The 19,784-nt window shown below is 53.6% G+C and carries 8 protein-coding genes; 5 read left to right on the top strand and 3 right to left on the bottom strand.

Translation table 11 applies throughout. The features are described 5' to 3' along the window. Positions 1–27: 27 nt before the first annotated feature. From HDF14_RS14010 to HDF14_RS14000, 3 genes are all read left to right on the top strand, one after another. Positions 28–537, top strand: a complete 510-nt coding sequence (locus tag HDF14_RS14010) for a hypothetical protein (protein WP_183977727.1) — start codon at positions 28–30, stop codon at positions 535–537. A 181-nt stretch (positions 538–718) separates the two neighbouring features. Beyond that, positions 719–3,991, top strand: a complete 3,273-nt coding sequence (locus tag HDF14_RS14005; RefSeq protein ID WP_221304692.1) for a TonB-dependent receptor — start codon at positions 719–721, stop codon at positions 3,989–3,991. A gap of 59 nt (positions 3,992–4,050) precedes the next feature. After that, positions 4,051–6,456 carry a glycoside hydrolase family 2 TIM barrel-domain containing protein gene (locus tag HDF14_RS14000; RefSeq protein ID WP_183977725.1) on the top strand — a complete coding sequence of 802 codons (2,406 nt, stop codon included), beginning with the start codon at positions 4,051–4,053 and terminating at the stop codon, positions 6,454–6,456. Between the two features lie 142 nt (positions 6,457–6,598). On the opposite strand, the gene HDF14_RS13995 is transcribed toward HDF14_RS14000, so the two are convergent. Next, positions 6,599–7,600 carry a LacI family DNA-binding transcriptional regulator gene (locus HDF14_RS13995; RefSeq protein WP_183977723.1) on the bottom strand — a complete coding sequence of 334 codons (1,002 nt, stop codon included), beginning with the start codon at positions 7,598–7,600 and terminating at the stop codon, positions 6,599–6,601. Positions 7,601–8,272: 672 nt separating this feature from the next. Between HDF14_RS13995 and HDF14_RS13990 the strand changes: the two genes are divergently transcribed. Further along, positions 8,273–9,904 (top strand): tetratricopeptide repeat protein, encoded by a 1,632-nt coding sequence (locus HDF14_RS13990; RefSeq protein ID WP_260698275.1) that lies wholly within the window; start codon positions 8,273–8,275, stop codon positions 9,902–9,904. 92 nt (positions 9,905–9,996) lie between these two features. Here HDF14_RS13990 and HDF14_RS13985 read toward each other — a convergent pair whose 3' ends face one another. Together HDF14_RS13985 and HDF14_RS13980 are read right to left on the bottom strand one after the other, a co-directional pair. Further along, entirely contained in the window at positions 9,997–11,718 is a 1,722-nt protein-coding gene (locus tag HDF14_RS13985; RefSeq protein ID WP_260698291.1) for a CRTAC1 family protein, read from the bottom strand. A 114-nt stretch (positions 11,719–11,832) separates the two neighbouring features. Beyond that, complete coding sequence (locus HDF14_RS13980; RefSeq protein WP_260698274.1) at positions 11,833–15,639, bottom strand: tetratricopeptide repeat protein; 3,807 nt, start codon at positions 15,637–15,639, stop codon at positions 11,833–11,835. Between the two features lie 321 nt (positions 15,640–15,960). Between HDF14_RS13980 and HDF14_RS13975 the strand changes: the two genes are divergently transcribed. Further along, positions 15,961–19,731 carry a TonB-dependent receptor gene (locus HDF14_RS13975; protein WP_183977716.1) on the top strand — a complete coding sequence of 1,257 codons (3,771 nt, stop codon included), beginning with the start codon at positions 15,961–15,963 and terminating at the stop codon, positions 19,729–19,731. Positions 19,732–19,784 lie beyond the last annotated feature (53 nt).

The raw sequence follows: 19,784 nt of genomic DNA, 5'->3' as shown, positions 1-19,784 counted from the left end.
GAACGCGACTCATATGAAGGAGGCAGGGTGAAGCATTCAGAAGTCCTATTTCTGGCAGTAATTTCGCTTGTCGGAACGAAAGGAGTGGGACAACCACAGCACATGGCAGAGTCCGTTCCGACAGCGTACGTGAACCGTTTTGATACCGTCGCAGATGCGGCACTTCTGGCGATGCGAGCACAAGCCGGCGAGTTGAAGATCGGCGGCGTTGCGGTGGTTGCTTACTTTGAAGGTGACACGCTCCAATCATGGAGTTCGAAGATGATGTTCAGGTTTCCCGAGCGGGTTTGTCGAAGCTCAAGGAAGGGCTCTAGCTTCCAGCTCGTAGTTAATCTGAAGATCGATTTGCTCCGCATTTTGATGCAGCACAGAGTTATAGAACGCCTTCCTTCGCGCATTACCATCAACAGCTCGCGAGAGAGGGCTCTCGGGATGCCGGAGGCCTCGCCTTCGACGACGCAGCGTCCGGCCATTTCAAACTCCACAGTCGGAGGGTTCGGCGTTAGAGCTGTGGCGCTTCATCGATTGTTGTCCTGACCTGTGCCCGCGCAGGCGCGGCAGCTCCTCCTCGAGCTGACCACTCCTACTTTTGACTGATTCGCGTCGTGGTTCCGAGAGAGTAATGTGTGTCCGATTCGCAACATAGGTGTTCGTCATCGTTCGCGGTTCAGGAAGAGCGGCTTAGGCATCTGTTCGCAACACTTTTGGAGGTTGTAACTTGAAGACCGGTGTGTCAGCATTTCGGGGATTTGGGAGTTTCGTGGTTCTATGTATTTTGCTTTTCGGTCGCGTAGTCTTAGCTCAGAACGCAACGCTCAACGGCACTGTTCTCGACAATGCCGGAGCCGCAGTACCAGGCGCTCACATTACGGTTGTGAACACCGGGACAAATGCGACGCAAGCCGGTGAGAGCAACGACCAGGGCGTGTATTCGATAGGGCAGTTGGCGCCGGGCAGCTATACCGTGACCGTCGAAAGGACAGGATTTCGCAAAGCAGTGGAGACCGGCATAGTGCTGACGGTCAACCAATCGGCTACTTTGAATATACCGCTGCAGATCGGAGATTTAGAACAGACTATTTCGGTCTCAGCTGATGCAGCACTAATCAATGCGACGACAGCGGAGATCAGCACTGTTGTCGACCAACATGCGATCTCGCAACTTCCGTTGAACGGCCGCGATCCGTCGAGCCTTGTCTTTCTGGCACCAGGTGTGACCAATGTGCTTAACACCGGCGGGGGATATCTTCAAACGGGTTTCTCGTTCCCCACTGAGACAGGCGCTTCAGCCAATGGCGGTCGACAAGGAAGCACCTACTATCTGCTGGACGGCGTACAAAACATGGATACCTACCTGCTATTGGCGGCGCCCTTCCCGAACTCAGACGCAGTACAGGAGTTCCGGGTCATCTCAAACAACTTCGACGCACACTACGGCTTCTCTCCGGGCGCAGTGGTCAGCATCCAGACGAAACCGGGTAGCAATCAGTGGCATGGGGGGGCCTTCGAGTTCATCCGCAATAGCGACCTCAACGCAGGCAACTACTTCTCTCACACGGTGGATACCTTACGGCGCAATCAGTTTGGCGGGTATGTGGGCGGTCCGATAATCAAGAACAAGTTGTTCTTCTTTGCGAACTATCAGGGAACTCGCTCGAGCAGCCAGGGTGCAACCAACCCTACCTATACTCCGACGGCCGCGATGTTAAATGGAGACTTCAGCGCGGTACCGGTCAAGTTGCAGGGGCCGTTCGTGAACAACATGGTGAACCCGGCCCTATTTAGCCCCGCTGCGGTGACGATCGCGAAGACAGCACTCCCGCTTGGCGGCGATCCGGCGAGCGGCCTGACGAACTATGCAAGCGGCGGTATCGAGAACTCGCTTGATGAAGGGACATTCCGTCTCGATTGGGAGCTCACGAGCAAGCAGCATATTGTGTTGCGAACCTATATCAACAACTTTGATCAGCCGGCGGGCAGTGTCAACGGAAACATCCTCTCCGTACTGCAGGAGACTCCCTACAATGCGATTCAAAACAATCCGATCAAGTACTACAACCAGATCCTGACTCATACCTGGACGATCAATCCTTCGCTGGTGAACGTCGTCTCGGGTTTTTGGACGCAGGAGTCGGCACACAGTTCGGCGCAGGTATTCGATCAAAGCGGCCAACCTGTCTGCCTATCGAGATACATCAAGGTAAACGAGTTGCCGGGTCAGTGTTATATCGAGGGACTCTCGGTCAACAATGGCTTCAGCACCGCCTACACCGAGCCCTCCCAGGAGATAAGGACGAGCTTCGGCGTGTCGGATGCGGTGACCAAGACGATCGGCAACCACTCACTTTCGTTTGGAGTTGATCTCTGGCATCAATATGCAAAGGAACTTACCCAATACCCCACCCAGCCAATCGTTAACTTCAACGGATCGTACACTGGCTTCGGACTCGCGGACTTTCTATTGGGCAAGGCAGCGCAGTTCACTCAAGGCGCTGGCGAGATCGCCGATGTCTCTGGCATCGTCCTGGGCCTCTTCGCCCAGGATCAATATCGTATCCGTCCAACAATGACGCTGACGGCAGGCGTTCGATGGGACCCCAACCTGCCTCCGACCTCGGCTGGAGGACGGGGTGCAGCGTTCGTGCCAGGTCAGCAGAGCCAGAAGTTTCCGGGCGCTCCGCTTGGGCTGAACTTTCCAGGTGACAAAGGCGTGAACTCTGCTCTGATGCCGACGAGCTACGGTTACATCGAACCGCGTGTCGGTGTGGCTTGGCAGCCGCGGTCTCTCCCGGGCACCTCATTCCGCGCCGGCTTTGGGATGTTTACCGCACCGTTGCCGTATTCGGTATACAACCACGCTGCGGACATCGCGCCTTTCAGCCCTACACTGGGCTTCGACGCGACGGCGACAAACTTCATATCGTTCGACGATCCATATAGCTTCCTGGGGACCACAAGTCCGTTTCCACCCTTTGCCAGCATAGGATTTGTGCCTCCGTCGAACACAAACTTCGGAACCAGTCCCATAGCGGTGCAGGCAATTTTCTCAAACAACTTCCGGCTTGGGATCACTCAAAGCTGGAACGCCTCAGTCGAGCAGCAGTTTGGAAGAGACATTGCGCTTCACCTGGCGTATATAGGGAGCGAAAGCTATCACCAGGAGACTGTGATCGACCAGAACCCCGGCATCTTCGCAACCGGTGGTACACGCTCGATCTACCCAGCCTTTAGCAATATTTTGACTCTGGCGAGCATTGGCACTGCCTCCTATAACTCGCTGCAAGTTGGAGTGGAGAAGCGGTTTTCGCACGGGCTACAGTTCCAGTCGAATTTCACCTGGGCGAAGACCATTGATCTGGCAGGGTCGGGCAACGTGTCGTTCGGTTCTCCGCAGGTTCCGGATCCATTCAATATAAGGTTCAACCGTGGCATCTCGTTGTTGAACTTTCCCTATGTTTCGGTTAGCCATCTGGTCTATACGACACCAGAGCTGCAGGGGCATGGAGTCATGATGCGGGAGCTGCTCGGGGCGTGGGAGTTGAGCGGAATCGTGACCCTGCAGTCTGGCCAGCCATTCGGGATTTCGGGTGGCAACGGCAACAACAACTCGGGGTCACTGCAGTTCGGTGATCGCGCGGATGTTGTACCCGGGATCCCCTTGAACGTACATCAGGGGGGCAAGGCGCAGTGGCTGGCGCACTTTGTGAACCCCGCTGCCTTTGTGACCAACGCGCCTGGCACCTTCGGTGACTCGGGCAAGAACCTCCTGCGCGGTCCAGGAATCGCTACCTCGGACCTCGCGTTTGTGAAGAACTGGAAGGTGCGTGAGAGTTATGGTGTACAGTTCCGCTGGGAGTTGTTTAATGCGTTCAACCATGCTAGCTTTGCAACGCCTAACAACGATCCCACCAGTGCGAACTTCGGCCAAATCACCAGTATCGGTCCAATAGCTCCTCGAGTCATGCAGGGAGCCTTGAAGCTAAGCTTTTAGAATAAATCCGCCTTGTCGGCGAGACGTGGTCTTTAGAAAGACTTAGGATGGCTGATTTCATGGATAGACGCGATTTTCTCCGGGGGACGGGAACGTTGCTGGCAGCGGCGACACTACCGGACGTTACCGCCTTCGCCGAAGAACCTCCCACTTATGGGCGAGCGATTTTGCCAATCAACCGTAACTGGCGATTTCACCCGGCACAAGTGGCTGGGGCCGAGACACAGGAGTTCGACGACTCCTCGTTCGAGCGCGTTGTTCTTCCGCACACGAACATAAGCCTTCCGTGGCACAGTTTTGACGACAAGGACTATGAGTTTATCTCGATCTATCGTCGCCGCTTCAACACGCCACCCGGTTCTGCCGGTAAACGTATCTTCGTGGACTTCGAAGGTGCTATGACGGCCTCAACCGCGTGGATCAATGGGGTCTCGCTTGGCGAATATAAAGGTGGCTTTACCCCGTTCTCTTTCGAATTGACTCCACATCTTCGGAGAGAGGGCGAGAACGTTCTCGCCGTGCAGGTAGATTCCACGGAGCGGAGTGATATTCCCCCGTTCGGCAACGAAATTGACTACCTGACTTTTGGGGGCATCTATCGCGAAGTCTCTTTGCGCGTGGTTCCAAGCCTCTATCTGGACAATATCTTTGCGCATCCGAAGAACGTGCTGAGTGGTAAGCCCACCCTCGACGTGGACTGCTTTCTTGCGGGTAAGTCTCCTCGCGCTGACTTGTCGCTTGAGGTAGAGTTGCTCGATGGTGAACGTACTCTCGCAAAGACAAGCAAATCGATTCGAGTACTGGCGGCTGGCGATCCGAACTCAGCAGCGGACCCGTTCACAAGCGCTCCTGCTTACTCAAGCACGGAGACGGTCGATGACCCCGCGAAGCAGACGCTATCTCTCAAGGAGATTGACGGGGTAAAACTCTGGGATATCGCAACACCAAACCTCTACACCATTCGGGTGCGTCTACTGCATGCCGGAAAGATTATGGATGAGGACACTCGCCGTATGGGTTTCCGCGACGCGACCTTCACCGATCACGGCTTTTCTTTGAATGGGAGAATCATCAAACTGCGCGGCCTCGATCGTCACCAGACTTTTCCCTTTGTGGGTCAGGCCATGCCGGCCCGCGTGCAACGCCAAGACGCAAAGATTCTTCGTCATACCCTCCACTGCAACATCGTTCGAACCTCGCATTACCCTCAGTCGCGGCATTTTCTCGACTGCTGTGATGAGATCGGTCTGCTTGTGCTCGAGGAGATTCCAGGGTGGCAACACATCGGCCCCGAACCGTGGAAGCTTATTGCTATTGATAATGTCGGGCGCATGGTCCGACGGGACTGGAACCATCCGTCGATCATTCTCTGGGGCGTGCGAATCAATGAATCTCCAGACGATCACAGCTTCTACACGCGCACCAACGCGCTCGCCCACGCGCTGGATACCACACGCCAAACGGGTGGCATTCGTAACTTCAAGGAGTCGGAGCTTTTGGAGGATGTCTTCACCATCAACGACTTCGGTTTCCCGTTGAGAAAGCCAAATCATCCCCTGTATCTCAACACCGAGTTCGTTGGACACACTTTTCCTACCAAGACGACCGATGACGACGAGCGCCAGCGTGAACACACGTTGCGGCACGCCCGCATCCACAATCAACTCGCATCCGACCCGCAGTACGCGGGCGGCATCGGATGGTGTGCGTTTGACTACAACACGCATGCGAATTTTGGGGCAGGGGATCGTATCTGCTATCACGGCGTGACGGACATCTTCCGTGAACTGAAACCTGCTGGGGGATTTTACAAGTCGCAGTGTGACCCCTCAGAGGAGATTGTTCTCGAACCAGCCTTCCACTGGGCCAACAGCGACGAGTCGACTAACTTCACCAAAGCCGTCGTCTGCTCGAATTGCGACCACTTGAAGTTCTATGAACGCACAGATAGCGCTGCGACCAAGCCGTGGGATCTAATCGCGGAACTCGATCCAGACCGAGGAGAGTTTGATCACCTAAAATATCCACCGTTCATCCTTGATCGGAGCCAGGTGAAGCGTACCAACCGGCATGGCTGGGGCGACCTCAGGATCGATGGCTACCTGCAGGGAAAGCAGGTTGTGTCCAAGACTCTGTCTGGATTAGGTGTCGACCAGAAGTTTGTCCTGCTGACTGACGACACAACGCTCCAGGCTGATGGCGCAGACACGACACGCGTCGTGATGCGTGTAACGGACGAGTTTGGGGCCATGCGAACCTATGCGAACGATCCGGTTGTATTCAAACTGGAGGGCCCAGCAACCTTGATCGGAGACAATCCCTTTGCGTTGATCGGAGGAACCGGCGCCGTCTGGTTACGTGCGAAGGAACAAGCAGGAACGGTTCGGCTAACGGCAACCCATCCACGACTTGGCTCCCAGACGATTGACCTAAACCTCACGGCTGTCGCAGCAGAACCGCTCTAGGGAGTCGCGACGTGGTGAGTGTAGCTTCCCGCGCGGCTTCTCAGCGTCGACCTGATCGCTCTTACGATTACTGTGCGAGATCACCCATTTGCGTGATTAGTTCTTGCGAAGAAGGCCTTGAATGCTGGGACTTGCCGTGCATCTAACCTTTGACTAAACCGGTCGTCTGCCTTATAACGAGTTCGGTCGAGATCCGGTACTCTGTTCCATTGTTTACGTGTTTGTGGCTGGCCGCGTAGAGAGCAGTGAAAGCGCTCACCGCAATCTCCACACGAGGAACACGAATCGTGCTCAGCGGAGGCTGTAGAAAATTGCTAATCTCGATATCGTCGAAGCCCATCACGGAGATATCTTCCGGCACGCGCAGTCCCGCGGCGTGAATCGCACGCATCATCCCGATCGCCGTTAGGTCATTCGAAGCCATCACGGCGGTTGGAGGTATGCGCAATTTCAATAGTCGTGCCATCGCGACCTGCCCCCCGTCTATTCGATGGTTGCCTGTTTGCATATAGTCGGCGCTATACCTAAGCCCCTTCTTCTTAAGAGAAAGCGTGAATGCGTTGCTGCGGATTTTGGCAGACGAGAGGGTCCGCGGGCCGCTCACGAAAGCAATTTTAGTGTGTCCCAATGAAACCAAGTGTTCGATGGCTTGTTCGATACCACTGACATAGTCGATGAAGATGTTACTGATATTTGGTCCCACTCGTCCGGTGTCTAGGAAGACAATTGGGACTCCACGCCTGTTCAGCAACTGTACGAGTTTGGGATCCATCTCCGATGTCATGATGGCGACGCCATCCACTTTGCGCTCTAGCATCCTGCGGACGCATACTTGCATTCTTTTTGGTTGATAATCAGTATTTGCGATCAAAAGTTCCTGCCCGTGCTCTACCGCGATGCGCTCAAAGCACTTCGCAATATCGGGGAAGAATGGGTTCGCAATATCCGAGATGATCAGGCCGTACATATGGCTTCTGCCGGAGCCTAAGGTACGTGCGTGTGTGTTGGGATAATAGCCGAGGGACTTAATTGCGCTACGCACTTGGCGCTCAATCTGAGCGCTGACCGGAACGGTTCCATTGACAACTCGGGATACAGTGGCTGTGGAGACCCCAGCTTTTTTTGCTACTTCTCGAATGTTCACGTATAGGTTGGGGATCCATCACCCTTTCTGTATTTGCCTGAATGGCAAATGCAATTTTGAACTATACCAATGCATTACAGCCACCCCATTCCCTCAGGGGAATCACAGTCACTATAGCCCATCGCTGAACATCCATCTTGCAACAAAGTGGTTTAGATGTGTTCGACGCCGAACGGATCTTATTGTTGGAGACGTCACAAATCTGCTGAATGTTTCAGCCACGCACCAGCTTCAAATGCCATGTCGGTAGTTCTGTAACCGATTGCATTCAAAGGGATGCAGTCGTCATGTAGGGTATGAAAATTGAGTGTCACATCAGACGACAGAGCGTCAATCCGTAGCTTTTGAAGAAATACTAATCATTTGGTTCTGATTCGGTAGCGGTTCCCTTAAATCGACACATCAAGCACCAAGCGATAATCTGATTTACATTCGGTACGAAGCGCGAGACTACCATGTTCCTAGTCGATGGCGGCAGTCACGTAAGGACCGAATATTTTGAGAGAGCCGATAGTCCTGCTAGTGAATGTGCGATGGCAGACGAAAAAGGTGCAACTCCGCAAAATGAGCGACCAAAGTGAAATCAGTCCGAGCGTGAATGGCTTTCACAAATCGCGGCCTTCCTCTGAAATTGGGGGCTCTCGCTGTCTCCCGGGAGCTTTCGCAGTCATCATGGCTTTGATTGGCGTACTGTCTTTCACGTCAGTTGCCAGGAAAGCTCACGCACAACGCTCGGATGAAGTCACGATCCAAGGGAACGTCCTTAACCAGGCAGGCAACTCGATTAGTGATGCATCGGTACGGCTTGAACAAAAAGGTGTTCTAGAGCCTGTGGAGACAAAGACGAATGCTGCAGGTGCCTTCGCGTTTACCGCTCTACCAACGGGTCACTATCTACTCAGTGTGGAGAAATCAGGGCAAAGGAGTCATGCGACTACCGTTCTCGCGCTGTTTAAGGGAGATCTGAAAATTATCGATCTGATCCTCGAGGTCCCTGGAGATATTCAGCTGAATTCAATAGGCTCTTCGCGGCCTCCCCCTCAGGCGATGGAGTTTTCCGATAAGCCGAATTTCACCATTGCGGGAGTCGTTGACTGGACAGCCGCAGGAGGGCATGGATCGGACTCTGCATTGCGAACCAGCGAAGATCTTGCGCGTGAAACTCTCACTCTGAAACCCGAGAGTTCCAAATCTAACGGGTTGGCAGTACCGGACAGCGCAAGAGAAAGGAATGAATTCGAGAGCAAACTGATTGCCGCCCGCGCAAGCGCTCCGGAAAGCTTCGAAACAAATCATCAGCTTGGTGAATACTATTTTCATGTTGGTAGATCTCGGGACTCTATCCCGCTGTTGCTGGCTGCCTACCGGATGAATCCAACCATGGAAGGCAATGCATACGATCTGGCGCTGGCTTACAAAGAGACAGGCGACTTCTCGCGTGCCCGTGAGCAAGTCCATAAACTACAAGTTCACAATGACTCTGCAGACTTACATCGCTTGATGGGGGAACTTGATGAGAAGCTTGGCGATCCGCTGGCTGCAGTCCGGGAAGAGCAGCAGGCCGTTCACCTAGATCCAAGCGAGCAAAATTACTTTGAATGGGGCTCGGAGTTATTGCTGCACCGGGCCGTGTGGCAAGCTGTAGAGGTTTTCAGAGATGGAACTAAAGCATATCCAAAATCATCTCGAATGCTAACTGCGCTCGGTACTTCTCTCTTTGCAGGCGCTCTCTATGATGAGGCAGCACTTCGACTCTGTGATGCGTCCGATTTGAATCCGACGGATCCGGAGCCCTACGTCTTCATGGGCAAAATAGAGATAGCGGCACCCACGCGATTACCCTGCATAGAGCAGAGACTAGCGCGATTTGTGCGGGACCAACCTGAAAACTCTCTCGCGAATTACCTCTATGCGATGGCTGTTTGGAAACGACGGGAACAACCAGCAGACAAGCAGGTCTTAGAACAAGTAGAAGCGCTGCTTACAAAGGCCGTGACGATCGACTCCAATTGCGTGGACGCCTACCTGCAACTTGGAATTATTTATTCGTCGCAACGTAGTTACGAAAAGGCTATCGACTTCTACATGAAGGCAATCAAAGCGGATCCACAATTAGCTGAGGCACATTATCGGCTGGGCGTGGCCTATGACCGGACGGATGAGCCGACAAAGGCTAAACAAGAGTTCATGCTCCATGATGACATCGAGAAGAAGCAAGCTGCTGCTGTTGAAAGCCAAAGGCGCGAGATCAAGCAATTTCTGGTTGTTCTGCAAGGGCAGCCGGCTGATACTACATCGCAATGAATACGCAAGAACATTATTCAGCAAGGATTAATTCGCGACTGCCTCGTACGTTGAGGCGAAGATTATCTATGTCGGTCTAGTTTCAAAAGACTCTAAGGTGAAGCTGGCTTCAGACTACCGACAATACCATCCCCTTCGCGAATAGTGAGTATCTGATTTGCTTTCACCTGCGTGAATCGTTCAATCTTCTGCGTAGTCGGCCACTTAATTTCGATCGCATCCACGGTATCCACCTTCCCAAGTCCGAAGTGAAGGCGTAGGTCATTTTGTGACATGACGCTTGAACCGCTATTAACTTCGTCCATCTGGATATGCTTATCCGTGATAACCCGCGCCCTCGCTCCAATAGCTGTGCGGTTACACTTGGTCCCCACGAGCTTGATCTTGATCCAGTTCTGTTTGTTGCCTCCGTCATTGCGAAGGAGCGATGGCAGATCGTTCATATTCAAAACCAGCGCATCCATATCGCCATCGTTGTCATAGTCTCCGAAGGCCGCACCCCGGCTGGAAAAGTGTTCGGTAATGCCGGGTCCCATCTCCGACGAGACATCCTTGAAGCGTCCATTGCCAAGATTTTTGTAGACCAAGCGCTGATTCTTGAAAGTTTGATCGAAGTGGTATTTATCGATCTCCGGGTACACGTGTCCATTCACTTGAAGAATGTCCTGCCAACCGTCATTGTCATAGTCAATAAACCCGCATCCCCATGCGACGTAGCGATTGTTGACTCCAACGCCTGCCGCAAATGTCACGTCGCTGAAAGTCCCGTCACCATTGTTGTGGTACAAGTTGCAGGTGTCATCAGCAAAGTTAGTTTTGAAGATATCGAACAAACCATCGCAGTCGTAGTCGGCGACGGCGACGCCCATTCCGGCCTGTTCATGGCCGCCATCGCTATAGGCGCAACCAGCCATCACAGCAACATCGGTAAACGTGCCGTCATGGTTGTTCTGGAAGAGAATGCTCGGTTGAGAATCTACTGCGACATAAATATCTGGCCATCCATCGTTATCGAAATCGTATGAGACGGAAGTGATTGAGTACCGAGGACCAGGTTTTAAAATCCCAGACTTCTCCGAAACGTCGGTAAAGGTGCCGTCTCCATTGTTGTGATAAAGAATGTTCGTATCGCCAGGAAGACCGCGCGGGCCACACATGATAGGAACCCCCTTCCATTGGCAATAGTGCGTGTCGGCTGCGCCGGCAATCTTCTCAGGATCCAGCTTAATGTAATTGCATACAAAGAGATCGAGGTGACCGTTCCTGTCGTAATCGAGAAAGGTACAGCCCGCGCCCCAACGAACCCGCTCCTGCCGGAGGCCGGCTTTGTGCGTAACATCAGTAAAAGTTCCGTTTCCATTGTTGTGGAAGAGAATGTTATGCCCCCAGAAAGTGCAAAACAGGTCGTCCCATCCATCGTTGTCGTAGTCGCCGACACAGACGCCGGTCTGCCAGCCTGTAACTCCCAGCCCTGACTTCTCCGTGACGTCGGTAAAAGTGCCGTCTCGATTGTTCTTGTAGAGATGAGATGTCGGCGCCTTTCCAGCCGGCCAATGTGCGTCGAGCCGATTTCCATTGGTGAGATAGATATCCAGCCATCCGTCGTGGTCGTAGTCAAAAAACGCGAGGCCGCTTCCTTTGGCCTCAATGATGGAACGCTTGTGGTCAATACCACCCCACACATTGGGGACACTCAGTCCTGCCTGCTGCGCGACGTTTACAAACTGGACCTGAGGTTGAGCGGGATTCGAAACAGCGGCTTCAACGAGTGTTGGATCTCTCCACTGCCAAAGTGGAGTCGCCAAAGTCTCCATCAACGTACTGCCAAATACAAAAAGAGATGAGCCGAGGAAACGCCGGCGGGGAAGATTCATAGGCTGCGATTATAAAGGCACACCCTGCCTTCGACCTCATCTTTGAAACGCCCATCAAGGCGTTTTGTTCAACATCTCCATTGCCTGAATCGCGCCAACGTTCTGTGGCTGCATCTTCAGCAGTTGCTGCAAGACTTCAATAGCTTTTCCCTTGTCATTCTGCAATACATAGAGTCGAGCAAGATTGAGATAAGACTGATCAAATGTTGGGGCAAGACGCATGCAAGTCTCGAACCACTCCTTCGCCTTCGCATAATCCTGCTCACGCACAAGGAGAACTCCAAGATTATTCAGCGCTTCAGGATAATCCGGACGCAGCTCAACCGCTTTCTGCAGGTAGTCCGATGCACTCTGCATCTGGCTCTGCTGGGCGTAGAACATGCCGAGACTATAGTTGACTTCAGGATTGTCGGGTTCAATTGCGAGCGCACGGTTCAAGCAATCTAACGCCTTCTCAAAAGCCCCCTGCCGCCGGTAGACATTTCCCAGGTTCAACAGCGCAATTGCATAGGTCGGTCTCAGGAGCAACGACTGTTGGAAGCTTTGGATGGCTTCGTCCGGATGTCCCTCCTGCGCAGCCATCATTCCGAGATTGTTCCATGCCTCGGGATAGTCTGGACGCAGCTTCAAAGTCTGTTGAAGATATTGTCGCGCCTGCTTGAAATCATTTTTCCGCAAGTTGAGCGTTCCAAGGTTGTAATAGCCCTCGGGATCTTCCGGTTTTGCGGTGATAACTTGTTGAAATGACTCGGCGGCCTGTTCCAGGTATCCGTGTTGATAGAGCGCTACACCGTAGGTGAAGTCATTACGCTGGAACCCTCCGCGATAGAGCACTCCGCCCAAGGGCATCGCCTTCTGCATGCGACCAGATGTCGTGGTTGGGACAGCTCTTACATCATCAAGCAGGCGCTCAGGGCTAATCGGTCCCTGATACACCTTAACGATCATCCCCTCTCTGTCCAGCAGGAAGGAGGTTGGAATTGCGAGATCCCTGCGTCGATCGAACAAGTAACGGTAGATGATGTTATAGATTCCTGCCACATCTTCTGTAGCAAAAACAACGGGAAAGGAGAATTTTTCCTGCGCCGTAAAGGAGCGAGCCTTATCAACATCGCCTGGCTCGTCGACGCTTACCCCCAGAAGTTTTATTTGGTCTGCGGCGAGCACTGACTCGTGACGATGAAGAAGTCTCAACTGTTCGCGGCAGAGAGGCGACGTTGTCGCCCAGAAGTTGAGCAGCACGAAGCTGCCCCTCAACGATCGGAGCTTTTGCATGTTGCCCGTTAGATCGGGCAGGGAGAACTCCGGTGCCAACAGGGTCTCAATCAGCCATGTGTCTACCTGGTATGGTAACGGTTCTAACACCGCCGGCAGCGTCGCTTGCGCGTACGAAGAGTTTGTCGGACCGAAAGGCTTAGCGGTAAAGGTGTCCGCACCTTCCTCAAATTCAATCCGATGGTTTACAGGTAGGTGTTCGAAGCTCTGAGACAGACCGCTAGGCCAGCGGATAGTGCACCGAATCGGCCCCTCCGGCTTTCCAAGTCCGAAGAACACCTCTTTCGAGTGCTGAGCCAGAAACCCAGAGCCCCCTTGCAGATACTTCGTCTGCTTGAGCGTTCCTGCTTCGACTGTAAGGGCCGTTCCGATCGCATCGCGATTGCTCTTAGTCCCACGCAAGCGAAATACGACCGAGTCGCCGAGGTCCTTCATCCCGTTATGAAGAATCCGAATCTGCGGCGCGTTTCGGTTTTTGAGGATAAGCTCCAAGCGGCCGTCATGGTCGAGATCGGCGAGAACGAAGGAGCGACCGTCCTCAGGAAAATCCAGTCCAAGCGCGCCCGAAACTTCGGAGAACGTGCCATCGCGGTTATTCGCAAAAGCTACATTTCTTTCGTGGCCACTCCAGGATGTATCCGACCTAATCAATTCGTTGAGAGCGTTCCATCCCTTCTCGTAGGCAAGAGATGGAGTCGAGTCATTGGGAGATTTTGCCACCACCTGTCGCCAGAAGAAGCTGCCTAGATCGCTCCGTTCTGAGTTTCGCTCCGGCGCTGTGATGTACCCATTGGCAACGTACAGGTCAGGGTATCCGTCGTGATCGAAGTCCCAGAAATCGGAACACCAGGCCCAGCGGCCCATTTCGACCCCGGCTTGCTGGCTGACGTTTTGGAACTCCCCAGTTCCCAAGTTTCGATAAAGTGCATTGCCTCGTGCATGCCGCCGATAGAGCGCCCGGATATCCTTCGGAGCTCCCACCTGAAACTGATTTTGTGTTGAAACCCTCTGGCCAGCAGCCGACCACATATTGGCGACATAAATATCCTGCTTTCCATCGTTGTCGAAGTCTGCCCAGCACGCACTCATTCCGGCACCAACGTCCTCAACGTGGGCAGAACTCGAAACTGTGCTGAACGTTCCATCACCATTGTTGCGGTACAAATTATTCCGACCGAAGTCATTGGCCACATAAAGGTCGGGCAAGCCGCTGGAGCCAGAGTCGCCCCACGCACAAGCGAAGCTGTAGCGATTGTTATCGACGTTCAATCCCGCCGCTTCGGTCCTCTCGACGAAGATCGCATTCCCTTCGTTGTGCAACAGACAATTGGCCGGGCCGTTGCGTGCGTCGAAGTAGGGAACTGGGTAGTGATACTGATCGAGCCCTAAATAGTAGCTGTACAGACAGAAGTAGATATCGAGACGTCCGTCGCGATCGTAGTCGGCAACAGACGCATGTGTGAACGATCCTTGAGGAGCGTTTGCAAACTTGAATGCGTCGCGCTTGAGAGCGAACGTCCCGTCCCCTTTGTTCAGAAAGAGCAGGGGACCGCTGCCGCAAACCACCAGAAGATCCTGAAGCCCGTTGTTCTGAAAGTCGGCAAAGAGCGCGCACGCGGTATTGTCCAGCACTCCGACGCCAGACTTTTCCGTTACGTCTTCGAAGGATCCGTCGCCCCGGTTGCGGTAGAGCCGGTTGGGCAGTCCCGCCGGCTGGCAGACATAGAGGTCGTCGAATCCATCGTTGTCGAAGTCACCCGCGGCAACACCGTTATTGCCGTAAACATCAATTCCGCATGCGCCGTCGAGGACGGTGCGCCAATAATCGGACCCTCGAAGCATCTGGTTTTTATACGACTCAGTACCACCGAGAGCGTGAGACGTAACGTCGACAAATACCTGCCCATTCGTAACGCTCAGGGTCTCCTCGCCAGCCTCCCATCGGTTAGCCTTCCAAGCCCCGGGGACACTGCGCGATTCATCATGCGCCCACACAGTGCGCCACGATCCAACCCGCTCCTCGCGGCGTTGATCGCTTCGAACACCAACAATGTCATATCGAATATCCAGCCGGACGGTGAGTGGAGTGTTAGCAACCACTTCGATGCTGGTAATTTCGAACTCCGCTGTCTCCACGCGAGAGACCTGCCCCAGCCAGTCTTGGATCTCCTGTAGAAATTGCCCACGCCCGGGAACGACACTACTCCCAAACCGTCTCCGTACGACATCGATCCCCCCTCCAGAGCGCAGGGTCTTCTTCTCTACCGGAACGAACGACGAGGCTTCAATGGAAGGATCCAGCGAACGAGCCAGGGCTGAAAAGTCGTGTACTGATGCCTCAAGTGTCCGCTTCCACCCGTTGAGTTGTGCTCCGATCTCAAAGGCGTATTTCTCAGTGATGTATTCATCCGAACCTGGGGCAACCAGGCGGAGGATATCGTCCAGGGAAGATTTTTCCGGGTAGTGGGGTATCAGCCTGATATCGGCGGAGGAGAAGTTCGAATCCGAACTTGGGAAGGCCTTTGATGGACGAAACAAAAAGGACGACGCATAGAAAGTAGTCGGATGGAAGAGTATGGGCGTCAAACCAAGGCTTTTGAGGAGCCTACGGCGGGAAAAAAGAAGGTTCTCACTCTGGTAATGCGTCATTTCAAAGGGGGTTCCGTGTTGCGGCAATGTTAGCACCAGGCTGGATTCAGCCCAAAACCATGCCTATCGAGGTGACGAAAAGAATCTAAACCTTTTGATTGACAAAAGTTATTTGTTTGTTCTAGATTCCTCCCGGCAGTGAAGTAACCGGTTACATCCCCGAGAAGCGCATTAGAAACGCACTGCCCATACCCAATCAGCGCATCAAGTTCGGCAACGCGCAATGACCCACGGAACGAAGACACTGAGGTTATTCGGATGGCTACTGATCGCAACGCAATGAGGCGGTTTAAAAATCTTGGCTACCTAGCCGTCACATGTTTGGCTCTTTTGCTAATGCAGACTCAGACTTTATTCGGCCAGGTGGATGAAGGATCGATCAATGGCACCGTCCAGGATGCCGCCGATGCGAATATTCCCAATGCGCATGTGACCCTGTTGAATACGGATCAAGGGATCACCCTGGAGACCACTACGAACAGCAGTGGCGTATATATCTTCTCTCCCGTGAGGATCGGGCACTACACCGTAACGGTCACGTCTCCGGGTTTCTCCACCACCAGTCAGAAAAACCTGACGGTGTCGGTGGGACAGAACCTGCAGGTCAATGTCCAACTGAAGATCGGCGAAACCAGCACCACGGTAGACGTTACGACTGCGCCACCGCAGCTGGAGACGGACGAATCCTCGGTCGGACAGGTTATGACTGAACGCACCGTGAATAGTCTCCCTCTGAATGGGCGCAACTTCACGTTTCTCGCCCAGCTTGGCGCAGGTGTGAACACATCGCAGGCGGACACACGCGGAAACGCGGCCTCCGGAGCCTTTACGGCAAACGGTCTGCGACCGGCACAGAATAACTACCTGCTCGACGGCATCGACAACAACTCCAACGCAGTCGACTTTCTGAACGGAACGAACTTCGTCATTCTCCCTCCGTTGGACGCGATCCAGGAGTTTAAAGTACAGACGGCCGACTTCAGCGCCGAGTTGGGTCGTTCGGCCGGAGCCGTTCTCAACGCCACGATCAAGTCCGGCACAAACAGCCTCCACGGCGCGGTCTGGGAGTTCTTCCGCAATGACGTACTCGACGCGGCAGACTACTTCGAAACCAAAAAAGGAGAGCTGCGGTTCAATCAGTTTGGAGCCACCATCGGTGGACCAATCATCAAGAACAAACTCTTCTTTTTTGGCGACTATGAAGGTTTTCGGCGCGTCCAGGGGAATACTCAGTCCGGTCTTGCTGTGCCGACAAACCTAGAGAGAACCAGTGGCTACACAAATCTCTCTGACCTCATCACTGGTCAGTCGGGAAAGCCGCGCATTGACAATATAGGCCGGTCAGTACCATTTGGCGCGATCATGGACCCGGCAACAACGCGCCCGGTCACAGCAGGTGTGCTCGATCCTGTCTCAGGTTTCGTCGCTACGCAGACTGGCTACGTTCGTGATCCGTTCGGCTCGTGCGGAGCAGGTACGCAGACCTTCACCCTGGCGGGTTGCAACCTGAACCAAATTCCTGGCTCCCGCCTGGATCCGAACGCAATCGGTCTGCTTAATCTATATCCACTGCCAACGACCGCTTCGGGCATCACCTCGAACTATGTAATAAGTCCAAATTTGTTTGAACATCGCAACGCCTTTGACGTGCGCGGCGACTACAATCCGACGCAAAAAGAACAGATATTCGTCCGCTTTAGTTATGTGGACGACCCCCAGTTTATCCCGGGGCCTTTTGGCGGTGTTGCAGACGGAGGCAGCTTCCAACAGGGCCTCCAGACAGCGAAGTCCGATCAGGCTGTTGCCGCTTGGACCCACGTCTTCACTCCCAACACTGTAAATGTGGCGCGTGCTGGCTTCAACCACCTGCACACCACTCGATTAGGCCCGGAGGGTACCACCCAGGGCATCCCGGCTCAATACGGCATCCAGGGCATTCCCCAAAACTCCGAGAACGGGGGCCTTCCGGCGATCGTCATCGGCGGTCTACAAGAGCTGGGCAGCAACGATTTCTTGCCCTCCGATGAGGTCAGCCAGACCCTTCAGATCACGGATGACTTCACGAAAATCTATGGAAAGCACAACTTCAAGATGGGCATCGAGTACCAGAATGTACACTTCAACACGCTGCAGCCCGCATACTCACGAGGTGAGTTCGACTTCAATGGCAACTTCGCCGGGGTTCCGGGCCAATCCGGTGACCAGACCGGGCGTGCACAATTTCTTTTGACGCCGACGGCAGCAGCTTATCCAGGTGGAGTCGATTTTGTGGGAGGCGCCAACGAGATACATGCATCCAACATCAGCAAAACCTATGACACAAGGAAGTACACCGCTCTCTACTTCCAGGACGACTGGAAGGTGAGTCCAAGGCTGACCCTAAATCTAGGCCTGCGCTGGGACTACTTCAGCCCAATCTCCGAAACGAATGGTGGCCAGGCCAACTTTGTTCAGAGCGGTCCTCCAAACGGAATACCAACTTATATAATCCCGGCGTCAGGGAAGGCCGATAGGTCTTTGTCCTCAACCGCCAATAATCCTTCTCTTGCTGGCAATGGCTTTATCGATCTCTTAGCCAAAGACGGAATTGCGCTTGATCAGACCAACAGATACGGCCAGGGGCTCACCAAGGCTCAAAGGAGCAACTTCGCGCCGCGCGCAGGCTTTGCCTACCAAATTACCCCGAAGTTTGTCTTCCGCGGCGGCGTTGGACTCTTCTACAACGCCTTCGAGAACCAGGGCTATTCACCCAACATTGGTGAGAACTATCCCTTCGTCTACAACTTCGACTACAAGGGAACCACCGACTCCGCGCCCTTCAGTTCTGGTTCCAACCCCTACGGTACGTGCGCAGCAAGTCCGGGAGGAAGCGCTCCCATCGGTACCGGTCTCAGCTGCAGTTCCTTTACTCCTCTTGCGGTGAACGCTAAAGGTTTGGGTCTGGAGGGGCTTCAGTTCAAATACGTAACACCGGTTACTCTCAGTACTAACTTCACTTTCCAATACGCGATCACTCCCTCTATGTCCGCACAGGTTGCGTACGTATTTACGAACGTCAATAACTTACAGGTCGGTATAGGTAACAATAATGTCTCCCAATTGTTACCAGCCAACACCAGTGTGCTTCCGTTCCTGCCGTTTCCAGATTTTGGTCAGAACGGGAGCTATGAGCAGACTCTCGGAATCAGCAACTACAGCGGCCTGCAAACCAAACTTGAACAACAGTTTGCTAGTGGCTTGAATTTTCTTGTTACCTACACCTATTCGAAGACGCTTACAGATGCCGCCGACCTCCTCAACGGAGGTAGTACAGGGAATTCAAGTGGATACCGAGCAGCGTATGTTCCTGGACTCGGTCCAAGATTCGATTACGGTCTGGCCAGCTTCGATATCCGAAATGTGGCCCATTTGAGCGGCGGATATCAGCTACCCTTCGGCAACAATAAGAAGTTCATGGCGGGTGCTGGCAAGCTCGAAAATGCAGTTATCGGTGGGTGGAGCGTGAACTGGATTGTGACCCTGCAGGGCGGTCAACCGATCACTCTCACTTGCCCAACCGCAACAACCTCTGGAACGTATTGCAACGATGTGCAAGTGCCTGGACAGAGTCAGAAACTTGGCCTGCACACGGACTCAAACGGCAAACTCAATTGGTTCGGAAATCCGGCAGCCTTCCAGCAACCGTGTCCGCTGGGAGCAGTCGCACCCGCTGGATGCTTCCCTCTAACTGGAAGTGCAATTCTGGGAGCCGGACCGTCAACCACCACAGGGCCAGGATTCCATCGGTTCGACTTTTCATTGTTCAAGGCCATGCAACTCAGCGAGCGCTTCTCGCTGCAGTTCCGGACCGAGTTCTTCAACATCCTGAATCACCCGAACTTTAACTCACCTAACTTCGGCGGTAACGGCGTGACAGCGATCGGAAACTCGGGCAATTTCACTAGTTCCACCTTTGGTGAAATCGGGTCGACCCGCGATGCACCATACGATCCGCGACAGATTCAATTTGCTCTCAAGCTGTACTATTAATCCTAAAGTCGAACAACTCCGGAAGATGCACCTGCAAAGGTGTCTACCCGGAT

Origin of the sequence: Tunturiibacter gelidiferens (assembly GCF_014201335.1) — a bacterium.
Taxonomy (GTDB): domain Bacteria; phylum Acidobacteriota; class Terriglobia; order Terriglobales; family Acidobacteriaceae; genus Edaphobacter; species Edaphobacter lichenicola_E.
This window is presented reverse-complemented; position numbering and strand designations above follow the sequence as displayed.